We start from the raw sequence: 17,578 nt of genomic DNA on the forward strand, positions 1-17,578 counted from the left end.
TATATATAGGCAAGCTAAGGCGCAGGACGAGCGCCCCACTTCAGTTTTTTGTCGACGCCTCCCGCGCAAGGTGCCTGTTTCATGGACGACTTCCTCGATCTGCCGACGCTCATCGCCATTGCCGTTGCGGTCTTTGTACTGTTCCGGCTGCGCTCGGTGCTGGGCACCCGCACCGGTACTGAACGGCCGCCCGTGGACCGCAGCCGCTCCACGCCCACCGAAAAGAACGCCGCCGCCAAGGACGAAACCGTGGTGCCGCTGCGTCCGCGCGCCGCCCAGCCCGACCTTGACGATGATCGCCGTGCCCGCAAGCTCGAGGCTGAAATCGAACAGGCCGCCGCCGGCAATGCCGACCTGGCCGCTGGCCTTCGGGCCGTGGCCGAGGTCGACCCCACCTTCTCGCCCAAGAGCTTCCTCGAGGGTGCCAAGCAGGCCTATGAGATGATCGTCACCGCATTTGCCGCCGGCGACCGCCAGACCCTCAAGGACCTGCTCGACAAGCCTATCTTCGAGAGCTTCCAGCGCGCCATCAGCGAGCGCGAGGCCGAGGGCAAGACCGTGGACTTCACCTTTGTGGGCCTGCCCAAGATCGCTATTGTCGACGCTGAATTCGACAAGAAGGACGTCAATGTGACCATCGACTTCCACGCCGAAGTCGTCTCGGCGACGCGCGACAAGGAGGGCAATCTGGTGGAAGGCAATGCCGACCAGGTCCAGACCATTGCCGACGAATGGACGTTCTCGCGCAATCCCAAATCGCGCGATCCGAACTGGAAAGTCGTGGCCACCAGCCAGCTCGATTGATTTTTCCCGGCAGGCCCGACCATGTCCAAGCGCGCCAGCAAGCGCCTGCCGCACGACTTCCACTTGTGGACCAGCGTTGCGGCAACGGTTGAGCCGCTGCGGCGCAAGGGTCTCCTCAAGCTCGGCGCCGGCACCCTGCCCCAGCCCGAGCTTGAACCGGCGCCGCTGGTCAAGGCGCCGCCAAAGCCGCTCAAACCCGGAAAGCCGTTCCTGCCTGCCTATCAGGCGCCAGCGCCCGGGCGCAGCATTGCCGAAAAGGCGGTGGACCCGGCCATTCACAAGAAGGTCCGGCGTGGTCGCATCGATATCGATGGGCGGATTGACCTGCATGGCATGACCCAGACCGTGGCCCGCGAGGCCCTGCGCCAATACATTGCCAATTGCGCAGCGCGCGGCGACAGAACGATCCTCGTCATCACCGGCAAGGGCGCCAGAACCGACAATGACTATGTGGCGGCCATGACCGAACGCGGCATTTTGCGCACCATGCTGCCCATCTGGCTCTCCGAGCCGGGCCTGGCGCATCTGATTTCGGGGTGGAGCCTGGCCGCCCGCGGCCATGGCGGCGACGGGGCGTGGTATGTGCGCCTGAGGCGCCAATGACCCCGCTTGGCGCCAAATTGCGCAGCATGCGCGAGGCCCGCGGCATTTCGCTCAAGGAGATGGCCGCCGCGCTCAATGTGTCGAGCGCCTATCTCTCGGCCCTTGAACATGGTCGTCGCGGCCAGCCGACGAGTTTCCTGCTGCATCGCATCATCGCCTATTTCAACGTCATCTGGGATGAGGCCGAAGAGCTGCAGCGCCTGGCCGAAATCTCCGACCCCAAGGTCAGCATCGACACCGGCGGCCTCGTGCCCGAGGCGACCGAACTGGCCAATCGCCTGGCAGCCGCTATCGACAGGCTCGAGCCGGAGGACCTGAAGTTTCTGCGCGATGAAGTGGTGAGGCGCGCGGGGCGGAAGCGTTAGGCTTTCCGCCAAGGCCAATTGGCCCAGCTTTGCTGCCCTCCCCGCAAGGGGGAGGGCGACGAGCGTTCAAAGAACGAACTTGCTGAGGTCGGTATCGCCAGCCAGCACGCCCACCTTGTCCCTCACGAAGGCAGCGTCGATGGTGATGGTCTGGCCATTCCGGTCTGGCGCGTCAAAGGAGATTTCCTCGACCAGCCGTTCCATCACCGTCTGCAAGCGGCGTGCGCCGATGTTTTCGACAGTGGAATTGACCAGCACGGCGGCGTCGGCAATCGCCTCGATAGCGTCCGGCGTGACGCTGAGCGTGACCCCTTCGGTGCCCATCAGCGCCACATATTGCTTGATCAGGCTTGCCTCGGTATCCGAGAGAATGCCGATGAAATCCTCGCGGGTCAGCGCCTTCAATTCGACCCGGATCGGCAGGCGGCCCTGGAGTTCGGGCAAGAGGTCCGAAGGCTTGCTGACATGAAAGGCGCCCGAAGCGATAAACAGGATATGGTCGGTCTGCACCGGGCCATATTTTGTCGCAACGGTCGTGCCTTCGATCAGCGGCAACAAGTCGCGCTGCACACCCTCGCGGGAGGGTCCGCCCTGGGCACCGCCTTCGCGATGGGCGACCTTGTCGATCTCGTCGATAAAGACGATGCCGTGGTTCTCCACCAGCTCAATGGCTTCGGCCTTCAATTGATCCTGGTCGAGCAGCTTGTCGGCTTCCTCGGCGATCAACGGTTCATAGGCGTCCTTGACCTTGATCTTGCGCTTGACCCCGCGCCCGCCCATGGCCTGCTTGAACATGTCAGAGAGATTGATCATGCCGATGCCGCCATTGGGCATGCCGGGGATTTCAAACCCGCCGGTGCCGGCCGATGGCTGCATCTCGATCTCGATGTCCTTGTCATCAAGCTCGTTGTTCCTGAGCTTGGTGCGGAAGCTGTCGCGCGTCGAGGGCGTGGCCGAGGTGCCGACCAGGGCGTCGAGCACGCGTTCCTCGGCATTGTGATGGGCCTGGGCCTCCACGTCGCGACGACGCTTGTCCCTGAGGACCGTGATGCCGGCCTCGACCAGGTCGCGGACAATCTGCTCGACATCGCGGCCGACATAGCCGACCTCGGTGAACTTGGTGGCTTCGACCTTGACGAAGGGCGCCTGCGCCAGGCGGGCAAGACGCCGCGAGATCTCGGTCTTGCCAACGCCGGTGGGTCCGATCATCAGGATATTCTTGGGTGTCACCTCGCGGCGCAATTCGGGTGGCAGCTGCTGCCGGCGCCAGCGATTGCGCAGCGCCACGGCAACGGCGCGCTTGGCATCGGCCTGTCCGACAATGTGGCGGTCGAGCTCGGAGACGATCTCGCGCGGGGAGAAATTGGTTTCACTCATGTTCTGACTTTCCTGGTGCCTTATCCAAAAAGCGCACCATCAGGTGTTCGTCGATATATCGACCGTTCACGAAGAGATAGCGGGGCTCGGTGCCATAGGTTTGGAACCCGAGCCTCTGGTAGAGCTTGATGGCCGGGACATTTTCCGACCAGACGCCCAAGTGGACCTGCAACACATGGTGGCTGGCATGCTCGATCAGATGCTCGACCAGCGCCGCGGCCATGCCGGTCCCGCGTTGCTCGGGCCGCACATAGACCTGGATCATCCAGCCGCGATGCCGCTCCTTGGCGCCGTCATTGCGCAAAAACGCATTGATACCGCCAAGACGTCCATCGGGCAGGAAGGCGCCAAAGACCGTTAGCGCTTCCAGCGTCTGGATGATCTCGGCGTCTGTCCTTTGCGCAAAGCTCTCGGCTGTCGAGACAAAGGCCTCGGGATGATTGGCGAGGCCCTCATGCCGGATGGCACGATAGGCCGCCGCGTCGTCCGGTCCCAGGCGTCGAATGCTATGGGTCACGCTCAAAGCTCGATGGTTTCGAGCGTCACATTGCCATTGGTATAGACGCAGATTTCTTCCGCGATCTTCATGGCACGGCGAGCAATATCCTCGGCATCGAGCTCGGTTGCCTGATGCAGGGCCAGCGCCGCCGAATGCGCATAATTGCCACCCGAGCCAATGGCGATGACGCCGTGGTCAGGTGTCAACACGTCGCCCGTGCCGGTCAGCACCAGCGTATCGGTCTTGTCGGCCACGATCATCATGGCTTCCAGTTTCCGCAGATAGCGGTCGGTGCGCCAATCCTTGGCCAGCTCGACGGCGGCGCGCATCAGCTGGTCGGGATATTGCTCAAGCTTGGTTTCGAGCCGCTCGAAAAGCGTAAAGGCATCGGCGGTCGAGCCGGCAAAACCGCCAATCACCTTGCCATTGGCGAGGCGCCGGACCTTTTTGGCACCATGCTTCATCACGGTCTGGCCCATGGAAACCTGGCCATCGCCAGCCACCACGACCTTATTGCCCTTGCGGACCGAAACGATGGTCGTCCCGTGCCAGCCGGGAAATGCGTTGTCACTCATTGGGGGGAATACTCCGAACTGTTGGCTGATATTTAGGAGCACGGCCAAGGATTGCAATGTTGGAACGTCTGGTCGGACCCGGGCGCCTTCAGTCGTTTCCCTTCCCCTTGAGAGGAGGGAGGCGAAAGAGCACGCCCTTCAACCCAATCTTCACCTGGGCGTGCCTATCTGCTAGGGAACCGCCGAGTTTCGGAGAGCCTGCCATGCGCACCGCCAAGATTGCCCGCAAGACCAATGAGACCGAGATTGCCGTCTCGATCAATCTCGATGGCACCGGCGCACATGCCATGCAGACCGGCGTCGGCTTTTTCGACCATATGCTCGACCAGCTCGCGCGCCATTCGCTGATCGACATGGATGTGACCTGCAAAGGCGACCTCCACATCGATTTCCACCACGCGGTGGAAGATGTGGGCATTGCGCTCGGCCAGGCGATCCGCGAAGCGCTCGGGGACAAGAAGGGTATCCGCCGCTATGCCAGTTGCGACCTGCCCATGGACGGCACGCTGACGCGCGCCGCCCTGGATGTGTCCGGCCGCGCCTTCCTCGTCTTCAAGGCCGGGTTCAGCCAGAACAAGATCGGCGAGATCGACACCGAGCTGTTCCGCGAATTCTTCCAGGCCTTCGCCGTCAATGCCGGGATCACGCTCCATATCGAAAACTTCTATTTCGACAACAACCACCATCTGGCCGAGTCGATGTTCAAGGCGGTGGCGCGGGCCCTGCGGGACGCGGTCGAGATCGACCCGCGCGCCGCTGACCGGGTCCCGAGCACCAAGGGCACGCTCTAGCAGGCGCCTGCTGGCCGCTTCCCTTCTCCCCTGAGGGGAGAAGGTGGCCCGACAGGGCCGGATGAGGGGTGCACCTTCGTGCCATAGTCAGGCGATTTCACCCCTCACCCTGACCCTCTCCCCTGAGGGGCGAGGGGACGCAGGAACCGTCGCCCTTCCCCCTGGGCCGGTTTTGCACTAAGTGGACCTCGTCCAGCCCTGGGAGTGTCCCGTGACCCTCTATGCCATCCTTATGCCCAAGCCCGGCAGCGGCACGCTGCCCCAGGCCGTGCCCGAGAAATTCTCCTGGTTCGCGGCGCTGTTGCCGCCGCTGCACGCGCTGGCCCATCGGCTCTGGGATCAGCTGGTTCTGTTCATTCTCGGCTTGGCCGCAATTGTCGTCGCGCAACCCTTCATCGGCGCTGATGCTGCCGTCTGGCTTTATATCCTGCTTGCCCTTGCCTGTGGTTTTGCCGCACCGGGCGCGCAGCGCCGGGCGCTCAGGCGGCGCGGCTTTTCGCCCGCCGGGCATCGCTTTGCCAGTGACACTGACATGGCCAGGCTGGCCGCATTGGAGACAAGCGCGTGAGTTCTGTTGCCATCATCGACTATGGCGCGGGCAATCTGCGCTCCGCCGCCAAGGCCTTCGAGCGCGTGGCCGCAGGGCTTGATAAGGGCCCCGAAATCATCGTCACCGCAGACCCCGAACTGGTACGCCGTGCAGACCGCATCATGCTGCCCGGCGTTGGCGCCTTCGCCGATTGCAAGGCGGGGCTCGATGCCCTGGTGGGCATGGGCGAGGTGCTCGACGAGCGCGTTATCCGGGGCGGCGTGCCGTTCCTTGGCGTCTGTGTCGGCATGCAGCTGCTGGCCACCGAGGGACGCGAAAAGGTCGTGACCGAGGGCCTGGGGTGGATACCCGGCGCCGTCGAAAAGATCACGCCCTCAGACCCGGGTTTGAAAATCCCGCATATGGGCTGGAACACGATTTCGGTGTTGAAGCCACATGTCCTGTTCGAGGGGATCGAGACCGGGCCGGATGGATTGCACGCCTATTTCGTCCACTCCTATCACCTCAAGACCGACGATCCGGCCATGCTGCTAGCCACCACCAATTATGGTGGAGCACTCACGGCCTGCGTTGGTCACGACAATATTTTCGGCACCCAGTTCCACCCGGAAAAGAGCCAGGCGCTGGGATTGAAGCTGATCGAGAATTTTCTGGGGTGGGCGCCGTGACGACCTTACTTGTTCCTCCCCCCATCGGGGAAAGGTGGCTCGGCGAAGCCGGGTCGGTGACGGGTTATTTCCGCGCGGTCTCTGGTGCGGTTGCGGCACCCTCCTCATCCGGCGCTGCGCGCCACCTTCTCCCCGTCGGGGAGAAGAATAGTCGGAGCAAACCATGATCCTTTTCCCCGCCATCGATCTCAAGGACGGCCAATGCGTGCGGTTGAAGCTTGGCGACATGGAGCAGGCCACTGTCTTCAACGACGATCCGGCAGCGCAGGCCAAGAGCTTCGAGGACCAGGGCTTTGAATATCTCCATGTCGTCGATCTCAACGGCGCCTTTGCCGGCGAGAGCGTCAATGGGGCGGCGGTCGAAGCCATTCTCAAGACCGTGAGCTTTCCCGTGCAGCTGGGCGGCGGCATCCGCACGCTGGCCCATATCGAAAGCTGGCTCGACAGGGGTCTCGCCCGCGTCATTCTGGGCACCGTTGCTGTGCGCAATCCGGAGCTGGTCAAAGAGGCCGCAAAAAAGTGGCCCGGCCAGGTGGCCGTTGGCACCGACGCCAAGCAGGGCATGGTGGCCGTCGAAGGCTGGGCGGAAACCTCGGAGCTTTCCGTGATCGAACTGGCCAAGCGCTTTGAAGGCGCTGGCGTCGCGGCGATCATCTATACCGATATTGACCGCGATGGTGTGCTGGCTGGCATCAACTGGGACTCGACGCTGGAGCTGGCCCGGTCCACCTCCATACCGGTGATCGCCTCGGGCGGGCTGGCTTCGATGGACGATATCGAGCGCATGACGCGGCCCGAATACCAGGTGCTCGAGGGGGCCATCTCCGGCCGGGCGCTTTATGACGGGCGCATTGATTCACGTGAAGCACTGGCTCGGCTGAGGGCGGCATGAACGAGGCCCGGCCAGCACGCTTCCCCTGGTGGATCTATTGGCTGCAGCTGGTGCTGATTCTGCTCTTCGCGCTGGCCCCGGTCATCTCGGTGATCGTGGCCGGTTGGCTGGCCGAAGCCAATGGCTGCGTGCTCCACGAAGGCAATATCAATCCCTGCTTGATCGGCGGAGCCGATTGGGGCGGGACGCTCTATATGCTGTTCGTGCTGGGCTGGTTTGCGCTGGCCACGCTGCCGCTCGGCGGCGGCGCGCTGATCGTCTGGCTGGTTATTCTCATCATCCATCGCATCGCCTGGGGGCGGATGCAGAAGGTTTCACCGCAATGAGCCTCAAGACCCGTATCATTCCTTGTCTTGATGTCGCGGGCGGCCGCGTCGTCAAGGGCGTCAATTTTGTCGATCTGATCGATGCCGGTGATCCGGTCGAGGCGGCTATGGCCTATGACGCGGCTGGGGCCGATGAACTGACCTTTCTCGACATCACCGCCAGCCACGAGGGCCGCGACACAATTTTTGACGTGGTGGCCCGCACCGCTGAACATTGCTTCATGCCGGTGACCGTCGGCGGTGGCGTGCGCTCCATCGAGGATATCCGCAAGCTCCTCCTGGCGGGCGCCGATAAGGTGGCGATCAATTCCGCCGCGGTGAACGACCCCGATTTCATCGCCCGCGCCGCCGACAAGTTCGGCAATCAGTGCATCGTGGTTTCAGTCGACGCCAAGCAGCGGCTGGGCCAGCGCGTGGGTGGCGACAATCGCAGCGAGTGGGAAATCCATACCCATGGCGGGCGCAAGCCGACCGGCATCGACGCGGTGGAATTTGCCGCCCGCATGGTGACGCTGGGCGCCGGTGAATTGCTGGTGACCTCGATGGACCGCGATGGCACCAAGTCCGGCTTCGACCTCGAATTGACCCGCACCATTGCCGATAGCGTCGAAGTGCCGGTGATCGCCTCGGGCGGCGTCGGCACATTGCAGCATCTGGTCGACGGGGTGACCGAGGGCCACGCAAGCGCCGTCCTGGCCGCCTCCATCTTCCACTTCGGCACGTTCACCATTCCCCAGGCCAAGCGCTACATGGCCGAGCACGGCATTGCCATGCGGATGGACGGGGCGGCTTAGGTCGTAGTGACGCCGCCGCCGATTTTTGCTCTAAGCCATCGAGGATGAGGAGCCGTCGTACAATGACCCTTGAAGAACTCGACGCGCGTATTGCCCAGCGCGCCACTGCCTCGCCCGAGGAAAGCTATACCGCAAAGCTGATTGCGCGCGGCATCAACAAGGCAGCCCAAAAGCTGGGTGAGGAAGCCACGGAAGCGGTGATTGCGGCGGTGACCCATGACCGGGCCGAACTGGTCAAGGAAAGCGCGGATGTGCTCTATCACCTGCTGGTGGTGCTCAAGGCCGCCAATGTGCCGCTGGCCGAGGTCATGGCCGAGCTCGATACGCGCACGGCCCAATCTGGGCTGAGCGAAAAGGCGGCGCGGGGGACCCAGTCCTGATGGCCAAGCGTTCGACCCGCGACCCCTACCAGACCTTCACCAAGCAGCAGTGGAGCGATCTGCGCAACGGCCAGCCCATGACGCTCAACGCCGAGGATATCGACCGGCTGCGCGCCCTGACCGACCCGATCTCGCTGGCCGAGGCCGAGGAGGTTTATCTGCCGCTCTCGCGCCTGCTCTCCTATTATGTCGAGGCCATCCAGGAGCTGCACCACGTCTCCTCGCGCTTCCTCAATACGCCGGGCGACAAGATGCCCTTCATCATCGGCGTGGCCGGATCGGTGGCGGTGGGCAAGTCGACCACGTCACGCATCCTGCGGGCGCTGCTGAGCCGCTGGCCCTCGAGCCCCAAGGTCGATCTCGTGACGACCGATGGCTTTCTCTATCCCAACAAGGTGCTCGAAGCGCGCGGACTGATGCAGCGCAAGGGTTTCCCCGAAAGCTACGACCGGACCCGCTTCGTCAATTTCCTGGGCGACATCAAATCGGGCAAGGCCAAGGTTGCCGTGCCGGTCTATTCGCACCTGGTCTATGACGTGGTCGCAGGCGAGGAGGTGATCATTGATCGCCCCGACATCCTGATCGTGGAGGGCCTCAATATCCTGCAGCCGGGGGAACTGCCACGCGACGGCAAGCCCATCCTCTTTGCCTCCGACTTCATCGACTTTTCGATCTATATCGACGCCGATGTCGAGGACCTGCGCGACTGGTATCTCACCCGCTTCTTCCGCCTGCGCGACACCGCCTTCCGCGACCCCACCTCGTTTTTCCGCAAGTTCTCGGAAATGAGCGAGGAGGAGGCAGGGGTGTTCGGCCGCAATGTGTGGGAGACCATCAACCTGCCCAATCTCGTCGACAATGTGCTGCCCACGCGGGGCCGCGCCGACCTGATCCTCAAGAAGGGCAAGGATCATCGGGTCGAAGAGGTGAAGCTGAAGCGGCTTTGAGCCGCAGGGTCGTTTAAAACGCCAATCTGTCCTCGGGCTTGACCCGAGGACCACGCCCGGCCCGGTGGATGCCGCAATTGGCCCTCGGATCAAGTCCGAGGGCGGCACGGCGTTTTTTGGGACAAACGCTCTAATACGTCCCCTGCTGGGGTTGGCTGAGGATGATCAGGTTCCCGTCCGGATCGCGCAGTTTGGCGGTCTTGAAAAAATCGCCCATGGCCTTGGCGACGGGTTTGAGGCCGTGCAATTCGAGCCGCGCCAGTTCCTCGGCCAGATCATCAACGATCAGCATGCAGACACTGGCGCCGGCCCGGTCAGCGTCACTCATCACATGCACCCAACCGCCGCCCGGCAGTTTCCATTCGGCCACATCGACCATGGTGCGCGCATCGGCAGGGCGGCCGAACAGATATTCGTACCAGACAAGGGAATGGCCGAGGTCCTCGACGGTAATGCCGGCCAGCACATTGGTGAGCGTCATGGACAGGTCCACTTTCACTTCTTGGGTTTGACCGAATCCTAGCACAGAGCCGGCGCCTGCGGCATCCCGGTTGGCGAGGTCGATTGGCGCTGCTATAGCCGAGTGGAGTTCGAGGAGAGTGCGGCATGAGCAGATTGCGGATCATTGTGGCCGGAGCAGGCGGACGCATGGGTCTGGCCAATATCGCAGCGGTCGCGGCGCATGACGCGGTCGAGCTGGTGGGGGCGCTGGACCGCGCCGGTTCTGCCGCCCTGGGCAAGGATGCGGGTGTGCTGGCCGGCATCGAGCCGCTGGGCATTTTGGTCAGCGACGACGCGGGTGCCCTGCTCGATGGCGCCGACGCCATCATTGATTTCACCGCCCCGGCCGCCAGCGTGGCGCTGGCGCAGCTGGCCGCAAAAAAGGGCCTGGTCCACATCATCGGCACCACCGGCTGTTCTGCAGACGACGAGGCGGCGATTGCCGCTGCGGGTGCCGCAGGCGCGCGGATCGTCAAGTCGGGCAATTTCTCGCCTGGCATGGTGGCCTTGACGGTGCTGGTGGAACGGGCGGCGCGGGCGCTGGGCGACTATGATGTCGAAGTGCTCGAAATGCACCACAACCAGAAAGTCGATGCACCATCAGGCACCGCACTGATGCTGGGGGAAGCCGCGGCGCGGGGCCGCAATATCGATCTCAAGGACAATTCGGTTCGGGTGCGCGATGGCCACACCGGCCCGCGTGAAGCCGGGACCATCGGCTTTGCGACCCTGCGGGGTGGCAATGTCATCGGTGATCATATGGTGATCCTGGCCGGGCCATCCGAGCGGATCGAGCTTAATCACCGGGCGCAGGACCGCACCATTTATGCCAATGGCGCCATAAAGGCGGTGCGCTGGGCCGTCGGGCAGGCGCCGGGACTTTACTCCATGGCCGACGTGCTCGGCCTCAATGACTGAATTCTTGCGCCCATTGCGCGGCGCACTTCCAACCAACTGATCCAAGGACCAAAAATATGAGCGGAACGCTGATCCTGGTGCGTCATGGCCAGAGCGAATGGAACCTCAAGAACCTGTTCACCGGCTGGCGCAATCCCAACCTGACCGAAAAGGGCGTGGAGGAAGCCCGGGCCACCGGCAAGGCCCTCAAGGCCGCCGGGATCGTGCCGGATCTTTATTATACCTCGGCGCTCCGCCGCGCCCAGCACACGCTGGACCTGATGCTCGAAGAGATGGGCATCGACAATGTCACCATCACCCGCAATGTGGCGCTCAACGAGCGCGACTATGGTGATTTGGCCGGTCTCAACAAGGACGATGCACGTGAAAAGTGGGGCGAGGAGCAGGTGCATATCTGGCGCCGCTCGTTCGACGTGCCCCCGCCCGGCGGCGAGTCGCTGAAGGATACTGCAGCCCGCACCCTGCCCTATTACGAAGCCGAAATCCTGCCCCAGCTCAAGGCCGGCAAGACCGTGCTGGTCGCTGCCCATGGCAATTCACTGCGCGCATTGGTGATGGCCATCGAAGGCCTGACGCCCGATGAGATTCTGGCACGTGAAATCGGCACGGGTGAGCCGACGACGTACAAAATTGGTACGGATGGGAAGCTGGTGGAGCGGGTGACGCTTTAGGTTTTTGCGGGATACCCCCACCTCGCCTCCCCCTGATAGGGGGAGGAATCCGGCCGGCGCTTGCGACTGGTCTTGGAGGCGCCTCTATCGCCCCTCCCCCTTTTGAGGGGGAGGCCGGGTGGGGGTATTCTTCCGCATTGGATTCACGTGAAGCAAAGCGCTCAATGCGCCGCCGAGATCACCCCGGCTTCCCAGCCCAGAATCGCGCGCTTGCGGGGCACGCCCCAGTGGTAGCCGGTGAGCGCGCCTGACGTGCCCACGACGCGGTGGCAGGGTACGACGAAACTGATCGGGTTCTTGCCCACGGCGGCGCCGACGGCGCGGCTGGCGCTGGGGCGGCCAATGGCCTGGGCGACACTGGAATAAGTGGTGGCCCGGCCGCAGGGGATCTTGAGAAGCGTCTCCCAGACCTTGACCTCGAAATCGGTGCCGATCAGCACCACCCGCACTGGCTGGTCGGCCGACCAGCGTCCCGGCTCGAAAACATTGCGGACGAGCGGCGCGATGCGGGCGTCGTCGCGGCTGAAACGGGCATTGGGCCAGCGATTGGCCAGGTCGGCAAAGGCATCCTCGATGCGCGTTTCGCCATCGGCAAAGCCGAGCCCGGATATGCCATAGTCGGTGGCGGTGACAACGGCCAGACCGAAAGGCGATGGCGCGACGCCCCAGATCATATCCATGCCGGCGCCGCCTGCCCGGAACACACCGGGCGGCATGGCCTCATAAGTGACGAACAGATCATGCAGCCGCGAGGTGGACGAAAGCCCCACTTCATAGGTGGTGTCGAGGACGCTGGCCTTTTCACGCAAGAGGCTCTTGGCATGGTCGAGGGCCACGGCCTGGGCAAAGCTTTTGGGGCTGAGGCCGCACCAGCGACGGAACAGATCGGTCAATTGCCGCTCGGTGAGACCAAGCGCGCGGGCGAAGCGGCCAAGATCGGTGGCGTCGGGGCCGTTTTCGCTCAAATAGCGGATCGCGGCGCGGATGGTGTCATAGTCGCTGTCCGGCGCAAGCGGGATATGCTGGTTCATGTCCGGGTCTCTTCTGGCACGTTCAGGCATGGTTCTAGCGCCGACGCCGGAAAGGAGCGACCCGGATTTGACCGGGATCAGGCTGCGCGGCGGGCCTTGCGCAGCGCGACGCCAAAGGCCTTGGCAAAGCTCGACTTGTCGGCATTGGACAGGAACCCGCCCAGTTCAATCTCGGCGTCCGCATGGCGCAGGAATACGCCGGTGGTTCGCTCGAACGCGTCGCGCGTCAGGCGCAGCCGCACCGTTTTGGGATCAAAGCGCTGCAGGTGTTTTTCGGTGCCGGGTGTCACTGTCGCAATTTCCAGCTGGTCGGCCCACAGCGTCACCTGCTGGCTGGTGCGGCGCTGGCGCGCCTGCCGCATGCCCAGGGCAAGGAGCCCGGCTATGGCCAGCGCCAGGGCGACGAGGCCTGGCAGGACAAATTCTGGAATGGCGATAAGAAAGGGCGTGCCGACAATGGTGGCTAGTGCCAGCGCAATCCAGCCGCCTGCCAGGCGCAGGTTGCGATCAGGCCGCAGGGTTGCGGCGAACAGCGGACTTGTGGTGGTGACTTGCATCGCTCATGCCTCTGAGCTTGAAAGTGTGGCAGACAATTGGGGCCGAGAGAATGGCGCGTGCCAAAAAAGTGAAGCAGCTGAGCAAGGCCGATGCCGAAGCCATATTTTCGCGGTTTCACGAGATCGAACCCGAACCCAAGGGGGAGCTGGATTATTCAAACGCCTTTACCCTGCTGGTGGCGGTGGTGCTGTCGGCCCAGGCGACCGATGTCGGGGTGAACAAGGCCACCAAGCGCCTGTTTGAACTGGCTCCTTCCCCGGCCGCCATGGTGGCGCTGGGCGTTGAACAGATCACCGAGCTGATCAAGACCATCGGGCTTTATCGCGGCAAGGCCAAAAATGTTTTTGCGCTCTCGCAATTGCTGATCGAGCGTCACGGCGGCGAGGTGCCCGATGATCGCGCGGCGCTCGAAGCGCTGCCCGGGGTCGGGCGCAAGACCGCCAATGTGGTGCTGAACATTTTTTTCAAGCAGCCCACCATCGCTGTCGATACGCATCTGTTCCGCGTCGGCAATCGCACCGGCCTGGCGCCGGGCAAGACGCCACTGGCGGTGGAACTGGCCCTGACCAAACAGGTCCCGGAGCGCTTCATGCTCCATGCCCATCACTGGCTGATCCTGCATGGACGCTATATCTGCAAGGCGCGCACGCCAGAATGCTGGCGCTGCCCGATTGCCCAATGGTGCCTTTTCGAGCCGAAATCGCCTCTGCCGGTCGGTCGGTAGGGCACTGCCCTGGGACGGTCCATCCCACGCTCATTCCCAGGGAAGCGCAAGACCGCAGCGGCAATGTTCATTGTCTCCCCTCCCCCTGTGTGGAGGGATCAAGGGAGTGGGGAACGACACTTTGGCATTAGCCCTCAAAACCGCGCGCCATGGCGGCGGCGAAGATGGGGATGAGCAGCAGTGCACCCGCCTGCAGGTGGATGAAGCGACGGTTCGCGACGATTTCGCGTTCGGGCGGCGCATAATCGGGCTGGGTCGCGACCGCCTTGGCCCAACGCCGGAAAGTCATGGTCGGCGGAATGGTGAGCAGGCCCACGACCAGAAAGGCTGCCATCTTGGCCCAGAAAAGTTGATTGGAAACATAGTATTCCCAGCCTACTGCGCCAAAGATCACGCGGATAACGCCAACCACAACGACCGCGCCCGCCACCGCGCCATATGCCGCGTCGACCCGTGCCAACTGGCTGATGCGGGCGCCGGACAGGCCGGGTCGCAAGAGCACAAATTCAGCGGCAAAAACGGCCACGAGAGTAAACACGGCAAGGTGGTGGGCCGAGGCCAGAACAAGGTCAAGCATTTGCGTCAGGTGCCTCGTTGATGTAAACGGTGCATACATATCTGGATCATCATGTAAGCAATGTCAACATACTCCAATAGCCCCTATCATCACGGCAATCTGCGCCAGGCCCTGCTCGAGGCAGCGCTGCTCATTTTGGAAAAAGAGGGCGAGGCGGGCCTGGGCCTGCGTGATCTGGCCCGGGCGGTCGGTGTTTCGCCGGCGGCGCCCTATCGGCATTTTGATAGCCGCGCGGCGCTGCTCGAAGCGCTGGCGGTAACCGGGTTCCAGCGTTTTGCGGCGCGCATGGAGGCGGTGGCGAAAAGCGAACCCGACGATCCCATGGCAGCCATGGGCAAGACCTATGTGGTCTTTGCCCTGCAGAACGCCAATCTCTTCCGGCTGATGTTCTCGCCCCTCCTCAAGCGCGAAGCGCGGCCGGGGCTCAGCATGGCGGCGGATGCGGCCTTCGATACACTGCGCCACGTGGTGGGCGGCGATGCCAAAACCGGCCGTATCAAGGCGCTGGCTGCCTGGGCCAAGGTGCATGGGCTGGCGGTGCTGCTGCTCGACGGCCAGATCGCCATCCGCGCCGGCGAGGATACCGAAGCGCTGGTGGGTGAGATTATTTCCTCGCTCTAGACCGAGGCATTGCGGCGTTGCCCCAGGGATTGCATTGGGATAAACCGGCTCACGGCCCCCTTGCGACAAACCCGGACCGTCCCCGACATGACCCAGACCCGCTTCGACGTGCTGACCATTGGCAATGCGATTGTTGACATCATTGCCCCGGTGGAACCCGGCTTTATCGAGCGCGAAGGCATGACCGAGGGCATCATGCACCTGATCGACACCGATCGGGCCGAAGACCTTTATGGCAAGATGCCGCTGGGCCGGCAGCAGATTTCGGGTGGCTCGGCCGCCAATACTGCCGCAGGCGTTGCTTCGCTTGGCGGCCGTGCCGCCTTCGTGGGCAAGGTCGCCGACGATCCGCTGGGCGATGTCTTCGACGCCGACCTCACCGAAATCGGCGTCCACTACAATACCTCGCGCCTGAAAAACGGCGCTTTGACCGCCCGCTCGATGATCTTCGTGTCCGACGATGGCGAGCGGACGATGAACACTTATCTGGGCGCCTGTCACGAGCTGACCGAGCGCGACATCAACCCCGATGAAATCGGCGGCTCGGCCATCACCTATATGGAAGGGTTTTTGTGGGACCCGGTAGAGGCCAAGAAGGCCTTCGTGCTGGCGGCCCACTATGCCCACAAGAACGAGCGCGCCGCCGCCTTTACGCTCTCTGACCCGTTCTGCGTCGACCGCTACCGCGCTGAATTCCTCGACCTGATCCGCTCAAAGACCGTGGACTATGTTTTTGCCAATGTGCATGAGCTGAAATCGCTCTACGAGACCGATGATCTCGGGGAAGCGGTGCGCCAGATCGCCAAGGACGCCGAAGTGGCCGCCATCACCATGGGCGCCGAGGGCGCCATGGCCGTGTTCAATGGCGAAGTGGTGTCTGTGCCGGCCTTCCCGGTCGACAAGGTCGTCGATGCGACCGGTGCCGGCGATCTCTTCGCCTCGGGGTTTCTTCTGGGCCTGGCGCGTGGCCAGACCATTGACGCGGCACTAAAGACCGGGTGCCTGGCGGCCTCCGAAGTCATCAGCCACATCGGCGCCCGGCCGCAGCTCGATCTGGAAGCACTGACGCAGAAACATGGGCTGGCTGGATAAGGGAAGAACCCCTAGGCCACGCTCAACCGTTTCCCTGCCATTTCCGCCAAAATTGCCTTGGCCGCCGCCGCCGGGTCTGCCGCCGCAATGATCGGACGGGCGACCACCAGGTGTGACGCACCGGCGGCGAGCGCATCGGCCGGGGTCATGGCGCGCTTCTGGTCGCCGAGATCGGCGCCCGCCGGGCGGATGCCGGGGGTGACGATAGCCATCTTGCTGCCGATGATGGTGCGGACCATTTCGGCCTCGTGGGCCGAGGCGACCACGCCGCCAATGCCGGCTTCGCGCGCCTGCTGGGCGCGCAGGGCCACAAGGCCCGCCGCGTCACGGGCATAGCCGGCGTCCTTGACGTCGGCATCGTCCATCGAGGTGAGAACGGTGACCCCAAGCACGCAAAGGCCGGAGCCCTGGGCGGCCTTCTGGGCGGCGCGCATGGCCTTGGGATAGGCGTGGACGGTGAGCATGGTGGCGCCGGTTTCGGCAATGGCGGCGACGCCCTTTTCGACCGTGTTGTCGATGTCGAGCAGCTTGAGATCGAAGAAGACTTTCTTGCCCGCTGCGAGCAGGGCCTTGCCCAGCGCCATTCCATCGGCGCCATAAAAGCATTGATAGCCGATCTTGTAGAAATCGACGCTATCACCCAGGAGCGAGACGATCTCTTCAGCGCGCGCGCGCGAGGAAACGTCGAGGCCCACGATCAACTGGCCAGCCATGGTCTTTCTCCCGATGATGATTTGTCTTCCGGTCGCATAACTTGGATGTCGGAGCAAGCGTTCTGTTGGTGTTATGGCAACATAATAGGCTTGCGAGGCGATGTTATGGCGTCATATCACGCCGCTTCTTATAGCGGCTTGGGACATTTCACATGCAGCAACAGGCATTGACGGCCATGGTGGCCTGGATGCGGCTCGACACCGCGCTCAAGGCCTTCGAGGCCAGCTTGAAGCGCGATCACAAGATCACGGCGCTGCAATTGGCGGTGCTGCATATCGTCTCCGAGCGGCCGCATATACCGCTGGCCGCCCTGCGCAAGGCGCTCATCGCGCATCCGGCCACGCTGGGCCAGGCGATTGATGACCTGCGGCGCAAGGGACTATGTCAGGTGCGCTCCAACCCCGAGGATCGGCGCGCCCGCAATGTCGCCATTACCGAGTCCGGCTCGGAACTGGTCGCGGCGGTGCCTCTGACCGGACCAATGCGGCTGCGCGATGTGGAGGGGGAGGCGGAGCGGCTGGTGCGACTGGCGCCGGCGCTTGGTGACGCGGTGGAACTGTTTGGGCTCGCGCAATGGGTGGGAAAACAGGGGCGATAGCC

The 17,578-nt window shown here is 63.3% G+C and carries 25 protein-coding genes; 17 read left to right on the forward strand and 8 right to left on the reverse strand.

All coding sequences use genetic code 11. The features are described 5' to 3' along the window. Positions 1-81 precede the first annotated feature (81 nt). Genes NIM87_RS05275 through NIM87_RS05285 form a run of 3 tightly spaced genes read left to right on the forward strand, consistent with a single transcriptional unit; the run spans position 82 to position 1,772 of the window. A complete protein-coding gene (locus NIM87_RS05275) occupies positions 82-804 on the forward strand; it encodes a Tim44/TimA family putative adaptor protein (RefSeq protein WP_254673590.1) in 723 nt (240 codons plus the stop codon). A gap of 21 nt (positions 805-825) precedes the next feature. Beyond that, a complete protein-coding gene (locus tag NIM87_RS05280; protein WP_254673591.1) occupies positions 826-1,407 on the forward strand; it encodes a Smr/MutS family protein in 582 nt (193 codons plus the stop codon). Further along, positions 1,404-1,772 carry a helix-turn-helix domain-containing protein gene (locus NIM87_RS05285; protein WP_254673592.1) on the forward strand — a complete coding sequence of 123 codons (369 nt, stop codon included), beginning with the start codon at positions 1,404-1,406 and terminating at the stop codon, positions 1,770-1,772. The genes NIM87_RS05280 and NIM87_RS05285 overlap by 4 nt, the downstream gene beginning before the upstream one ends. 66 nt (positions 1,773-1,838) lie before the next feature. Here the strand turns inward: NIM87_RS05285 and hslU are convergent, their stop codons facing one another. The 3 genes from hslU to hslV are packed head-to-tail and all read right to left on the reverse strand — an operon-like array spanning position 1,839 to position 4,223. Beyond that, the gene (hslU, locus tag NIM87_RS05290) at positions 1,839-3,149 is read right to left on the reverse strand and encodes an ATP-dependent protease ATPase subunit HslU (protein ID WP_254673593.1); all 1,311 of its coding nucleotides are present in this window, start codon (positions 3,147-3,149) and stop codon (positions 1,839-1,841) included. Further along, positions 3,142-3,666, reverse strand: a complete 525-nt coding sequence (locus NIM87_RS05295) for a GNAT family N-acetyltransferase (RefSeq protein WP_254673594.1) — start codon at positions 3,664-3,666, stop codon at positions 3,142-3,144. Before NIM87_RS05295 ends, hslU begins: the two co-directional genes overlap by 8 nt. 2 nt (positions 3,667-3,668) lie before the next feature. Continuing rightward, complete coding sequence (gene hslV / locus NIM87_RS05300; protein WP_254673595.1) at positions 3,669-4,223, reverse strand: ATP-dependent protease subunit HslV; 555 nt, start codon at positions 4,221-4,223, stop codon at positions 3,669-3,671. Positions 4,224-4,426: 203 nt separating this feature from the next. Here hslV and hisB point away from each other — a divergent pair, with 203 nt between their 5' ends. The 8 genes from hisB to coaA all read left to right on the forward strand — a co-directional run bounded on the left by hisB (position 4,427) and on the right by coaA (position 9,571). After that, positions 4,427-5,014, forward strand: coding sequence for an imidazoleglycerol-phosphate dehydratase HisB (gene hisB / locus NIM87_RS05305; RefSeq protein WP_254673596.1), 588 nt, complete (start codon positions 4,427-4,429; stop codon positions 5,012-5,014). A gap of 211 nt (positions 5,015-5,225) precedes the next feature. Beyond that, positions 5,226-5,582, forward strand: coding sequence for a DUF2628 domain-containing protein (locus tag NIM87_RS05310; protein WP_254673597.1), 357 nt, complete (start codon positions 5,226-5,228; stop codon positions 5,580-5,582). After that, positions 5,579-6,232, forward strand: a complete 654-nt coding sequence (gene hisH / locus NIM87_RS05315) for an imidazole glycerol phosphate synthase subunit HisH (RefSeq protein WP_254673598.1) — start codon at positions 5,579-5,581, stop codon at positions 6,230-6,232. Before NIM87_RS05310 ends, hisH begins: the two co-directional genes overlap by 4 nt. A 163-nt stretch (positions 6,233-6,395) precedes the next feature. Then, positions 6,396-7,124: a 1-(5-phosphoribosyl)-5-[(5-phosphoribosylamino)methylideneamino]imidazole-4-carboxamide isomerase gene (hisA, locus tag NIM87_RS05320; protein ID WP_254673599.1), complete on the forward strand. Its 729-nt coding sequence runs from the start codon at positions 6,396-6,398 to the stop codon at positions 7,122-7,124. Further along, positions 7,121-7,450, forward strand: coding sequence for a hypothetical protein (locus NIM87_RS05325; RefSeq protein ID WP_254673600.1), 330 nt, complete (start codon positions 7,121-7,123; stop codon positions 7,448-7,450). The genes hisA and NIM87_RS05325 overlap by 4 nt, the downstream gene beginning before the upstream one ends. Continuing rightward, the gene (gene hisF, locus NIM87_RS05330) at positions 7,447-8,244 is read left to right on the forward strand and encodes an imidazole glycerol phosphate synthase subunit HisF (protein ID WP_254673601.1); all 798 of its coding nucleotides are present in this window, start codon (positions 7,447-7,449) and stop codon (positions 8,242-8,244) included. The genes NIM87_RS05325 and hisF overlap by 4 nt, the downstream gene beginning before the upstream one ends. Before the next feature lie 62 nt (positions 8,245-8,306). Then, the gene (locus NIM87_RS05335) at positions 8,307-8,624 is read left to right on the forward strand and encodes a phosphoribosyl-ATP diphosphatase (protein ID WP_254673602.1); all 318 of its coding nucleotides are present in this window, start codon (positions 8,307-8,309) and stop codon (positions 8,622-8,624) included. Further along, complete coding sequence (gene coaA, locus NIM87_RS05340) at positions 8,624-9,571, forward strand: type I pantothenate kinase (protein WP_254673603.1); 948 nt, start codon at positions 8,624-8,626, stop codon at positions 9,569-9,571. Before NIM87_RS05335 ends, coaA begins: the two co-directional genes overlap by 1 nt. Positions 9,572-9,701: 130 nt before the next feature. Here the strand turns inward: coaA and NIM87_RS05345 are convergent, their stop codons facing one another. Next, positions 9,702-10,052 (reverse strand): VOC family protein, encoded by a 351-nt coding sequence (locus tag NIM87_RS05345; protein WP_254673604.1) that lies wholly within the window; start codon positions 10,050-10,052, stop codon positions 9,702-9,704. A gap of 125 nt (positions 10,053-10,177) precedes the next feature. On the opposite strand from NIM87_RS05345, the gene dapB reads away from it, so the two are divergent. Beyond that, the gene (dapB, locus tag NIM87_RS05350) at positions 10,178-10,990 is read left to right on the forward strand and encodes a 4-hydroxy-tetrahydrodipicolinate reductase (RefSeq protein WP_254673605.1); all 813 of its coding nucleotides are present in this window, start codon (positions 10,178-10,180) and stop codon (positions 10,988-10,990) included. A 56-nt stretch (positions 10,991-11,046) separates the two neighbouring features. Then, entirely contained in the window at positions 11,047-11,661 is a 615-nt protein-coding gene (locus NIM87_RS05355; RefSeq protein WP_254673606.1) for a 2,3-bisphosphoglycerate-dependent phosphoglycerate mutase, read from the forward strand. Positions 11,662-11,822: 161 nt separating this feature from the next. Here NIM87_RS05355 and NIM87_RS05360 read toward each other — a convergent pair whose 3' ends face one another. Both NIM87_RS05360 and NIM87_RS05365 read right to left on the reverse strand, forming a co-directional pair. After that, entirely contained in the window at positions 11,823-12,692 is an 870-nt protein-coding gene (locus NIM87_RS05360; protein ID WP_254673607.1) for a methylated-DNA--[protein]-cysteine S-methyltransferase, read from the reverse strand. Between the two features lie 77 nt (positions 12,693-12,769). Then, a complete protein-coding gene (locus tag NIM87_RS05365; RefSeq protein WP_254673608.1) occupies positions 12,770-13,249 on the reverse strand; it encodes a DUF2244 domain-containing protein in 480 nt (159 codons plus the stop codon). A gap of 50 nt (positions 13,250-13,299) precedes the next feature. Here NIM87_RS05365 and nth point away from each other — a divergent pair, with 50 nt between their 5' ends. Beyond that, entirely contained in the window at positions 13,300-13,974 is a 675-nt protein-coding gene (gene nth / locus NIM87_RS05370; RefSeq protein WP_254673609.1) for an endonuclease III, read from the forward strand. Positions 13,975-14,101: 127 nt separating this feature from the next. Here nth and NIM87_RS05375 read toward each other — a convergent pair whose 3' ends face one another. After that, complete coding sequence (locus tag NIM87_RS05375; RefSeq protein WP_254673610.1) at positions 14,102-14,551, reverse strand: DUF2214 family protein; 450 nt, start codon at positions 14,549-14,551, stop codon at positions 14,102-14,104. A gap of 60 nt (positions 14,552-14,611) precedes the next feature. Between NIM87_RS05375 and NIM87_RS05380 the strand changes: the two genes are divergently transcribed. Both NIM87_RS05380 and NIM87_RS05385 read left to right on the forward strand, forming a co-directional pair. Beyond that, on the forward strand, positions 14,612-15,172 hold the full coding sequence (locus tag NIM87_RS05380) for a TetR/AcrR family transcriptional regulator (RefSeq protein WP_254673611.1): 561 nt from the start codon (positions 14,612-14,614) through the stop codon (positions 15,170-15,172). A gap of 87 nt (positions 15,173-15,259) precedes the next feature. Then, positions 15,260-16,264, forward strand: a complete 1,005-nt coding sequence (locus NIM87_RS05385) for an adenosine kinase (protein WP_254673612.1) — start codon at positions 15,260-15,262, stop codon at positions 16,262-16,264. Between the two features lie 11 nt (positions 16,265-16,275). On the opposite strand, the gene pyrF is transcribed toward NIM87_RS05385, so the two are convergent. Continuing rightward, positions 16,276-16,977, reverse strand: coding sequence for an orotidine-5'-phosphate decarboxylase (pyrF, locus tag NIM87_RS05390; protein WP_254673613.1), 702 nt, complete (start codon positions 16,975-16,977; stop codon positions 16,276-16,278). A 152-nt stretch (positions 16,978-17,129) separates the two neighbouring features. On the opposite strand from pyrF, the gene NIM87_RS05395 reads away from it, so the two are divergent. Next, complete coding sequence (locus NIM87_RS05395) at positions 17,130-17,576, forward strand: MarR family transcriptional regulator (RefSeq protein ID WP_254673614.1); 447 nt, start codon at positions 17,130-17,132, stop codon at positions 17,574-17,576. Positions 17,577-17,578: the final 2 nt, after the last annotated feature.

Origin of the sequence: Devosia ureilytica, from assembly GCF_024273195.1 — a bacterium.
Classification (GTDB): Bacteria; Pseudomonadota; Alphaproteobacteria; order Rhizobiales; family Devosiaceae; genus Devosia; species Devosia ureilytica.

Excerpts from the sequence above, each read along its gene's own strand:
- NIM87_RS05275 (WP_254673590.1), top strand. The coding sequence starts at position 82 with ATGGACGACTTCCTCGATCTGCCGACGCTCATCGCCATTGCCGTTGCG.
- NIM87_RS05280 (WP_254673591.1), top strand. The coding sequence starts at position 826 with ATGTCCAAGCGCGCCAGCAAGCGCCTGCCGCACGACTTCCACTTGTGG.
- NIM87_RS05285 (WP_254673592.1), top strand. The coding sequence starts at position 1,404 with ATGACCCCGCTTGGCGCCAAATTGCGCAGCATGCGCGAGGCCCGCGGC.
- hslU (WP_254673593.1), bottom strand. The coding sequence starts at position 3,149 with ATGAGTGAAACCAATTTCTCCCCGCGCGAGATCGTCTCCGAGCTCGAC.
- hslV (WP_254673595.1), bottom strand. The coding sequence starts at position 4,223 with ATGAGTGACAACGCATTTCCCGGCTGGCACGGGACGACCATCGTTTCG.
- hisB (WP_254673596.1), top strand. The coding sequence starts at position 4,427 with ATGCGCACCGCCAAGATTGCCCGCAAGACCAATGAGACCGAGATTGCC.
- hisA (WP_254673599.1), top strand. The coding sequence starts at position 6,396 with ATGATCCTTTTCCCCGCCATCGATCTCAAGGACGGCCAATGCGTGCGG.
- NIM87_RS05325 (WP_254673600.1), top strand. The coding sequence starts at position 7,121 with ATGAACGAGGCCCGGCCAGCACGCTTCCCCTGGTGGATCTATTGGCTG.
- hisF (WP_254673601.1), top strand. The coding sequence starts at position 7,447 with ATGAGCCTCAAGACCCGTATCATTCCTTGTCTTGATGTCGCGGGCGGC.
- NIM87_RS05335 (WP_254673602.1), top strand. The coding sequence starts at position 8,307 with ATGACCCTTGAAGAACTCGACGCGCGTATTGCCCAGCGCGCCACTGCC.
- coaA (WP_254673603.1), top strand. The coding sequence starts at position 8,624 with ATGGCCAAGCGTTCGACCCGCGACCCCTACCAGACCTTCACCAAGCAG.
- NIM87_RS05345 (WP_254673604.1), bottom strand. The coding sequence starts at position 10,052 with ATGACGCTCACCAATGTGCTGGCCGGCATTACCGTCGAGGACCTCGGC.
- dapB (WP_254673605.1), top strand. The coding sequence starts at position 10,178 with ATGAGCAGATTGCGGATCATTGTGGCCGGAGCAGGCGGACGCATGGGT.
- NIM87_RS05355 (WP_254673606.1), top strand. The coding sequence starts at position 11,047 with ATGAGCGGAACGCTGATCCTGGTGCGTCATGGCCAGAGCGAATGGAAC.
- NIM87_RS05360 (WP_254673607.1), bottom strand. The coding sequence starts at position 12,692 with ATGAACCAGCATATCCCGCTTGCGCCGGACAGCGACTATGACACCATC.
- NIM87_RS05365 (WP_254673608.1), bottom strand. The coding sequence starts at position 13,249 with ATGCAAGTCACCACCACAAGTCCGCTGTTCGCCGCAACCCTGCGGCCT.
- nth (WP_254673609.1), top strand. The coding sequence starts at position 13,300 with ATGGCGCGTGCCAAAAAAGTGAAGCAGCTGAGCAAGGCCGATGCCGAA.
- NIM87_RS05375 (WP_254673610.1), bottom strand. The coding sequence starts at position 14,551 with ATGCTTGACCTTGTTCTGGCCTCGGCCCACCACCTTGCCGTGTTTACT.
- NIM87_RS05380 (WP_254673611.1), top strand. The coding sequence starts at position 14,612 with ATGTCAACATACTCCAATAGCCCCTATCATCACGGCAATCTGCGCCAG.
- NIM87_RS05385 (WP_254673612.1), top strand. The coding sequence starts at position 15,260 with ATGACCCAGACCCGCTTCGACGTGCTGACCATTGGCAATGCGATTGTT.
- pyrF (WP_254673613.1), bottom strand. The coding sequence starts at position 16,977 with ATGGCTGGCCAGTTGATCGTGGGCCTCGACGTTTCCTCGCGCGCGCGC.
- NIM87_RS05395 (WP_254673614.1), top strand. The coding sequence starts at position 17,130 with ATGCAGCAACAGGCATTGACGGCCATGGTGGCCTGGATGCGGCTCGAC.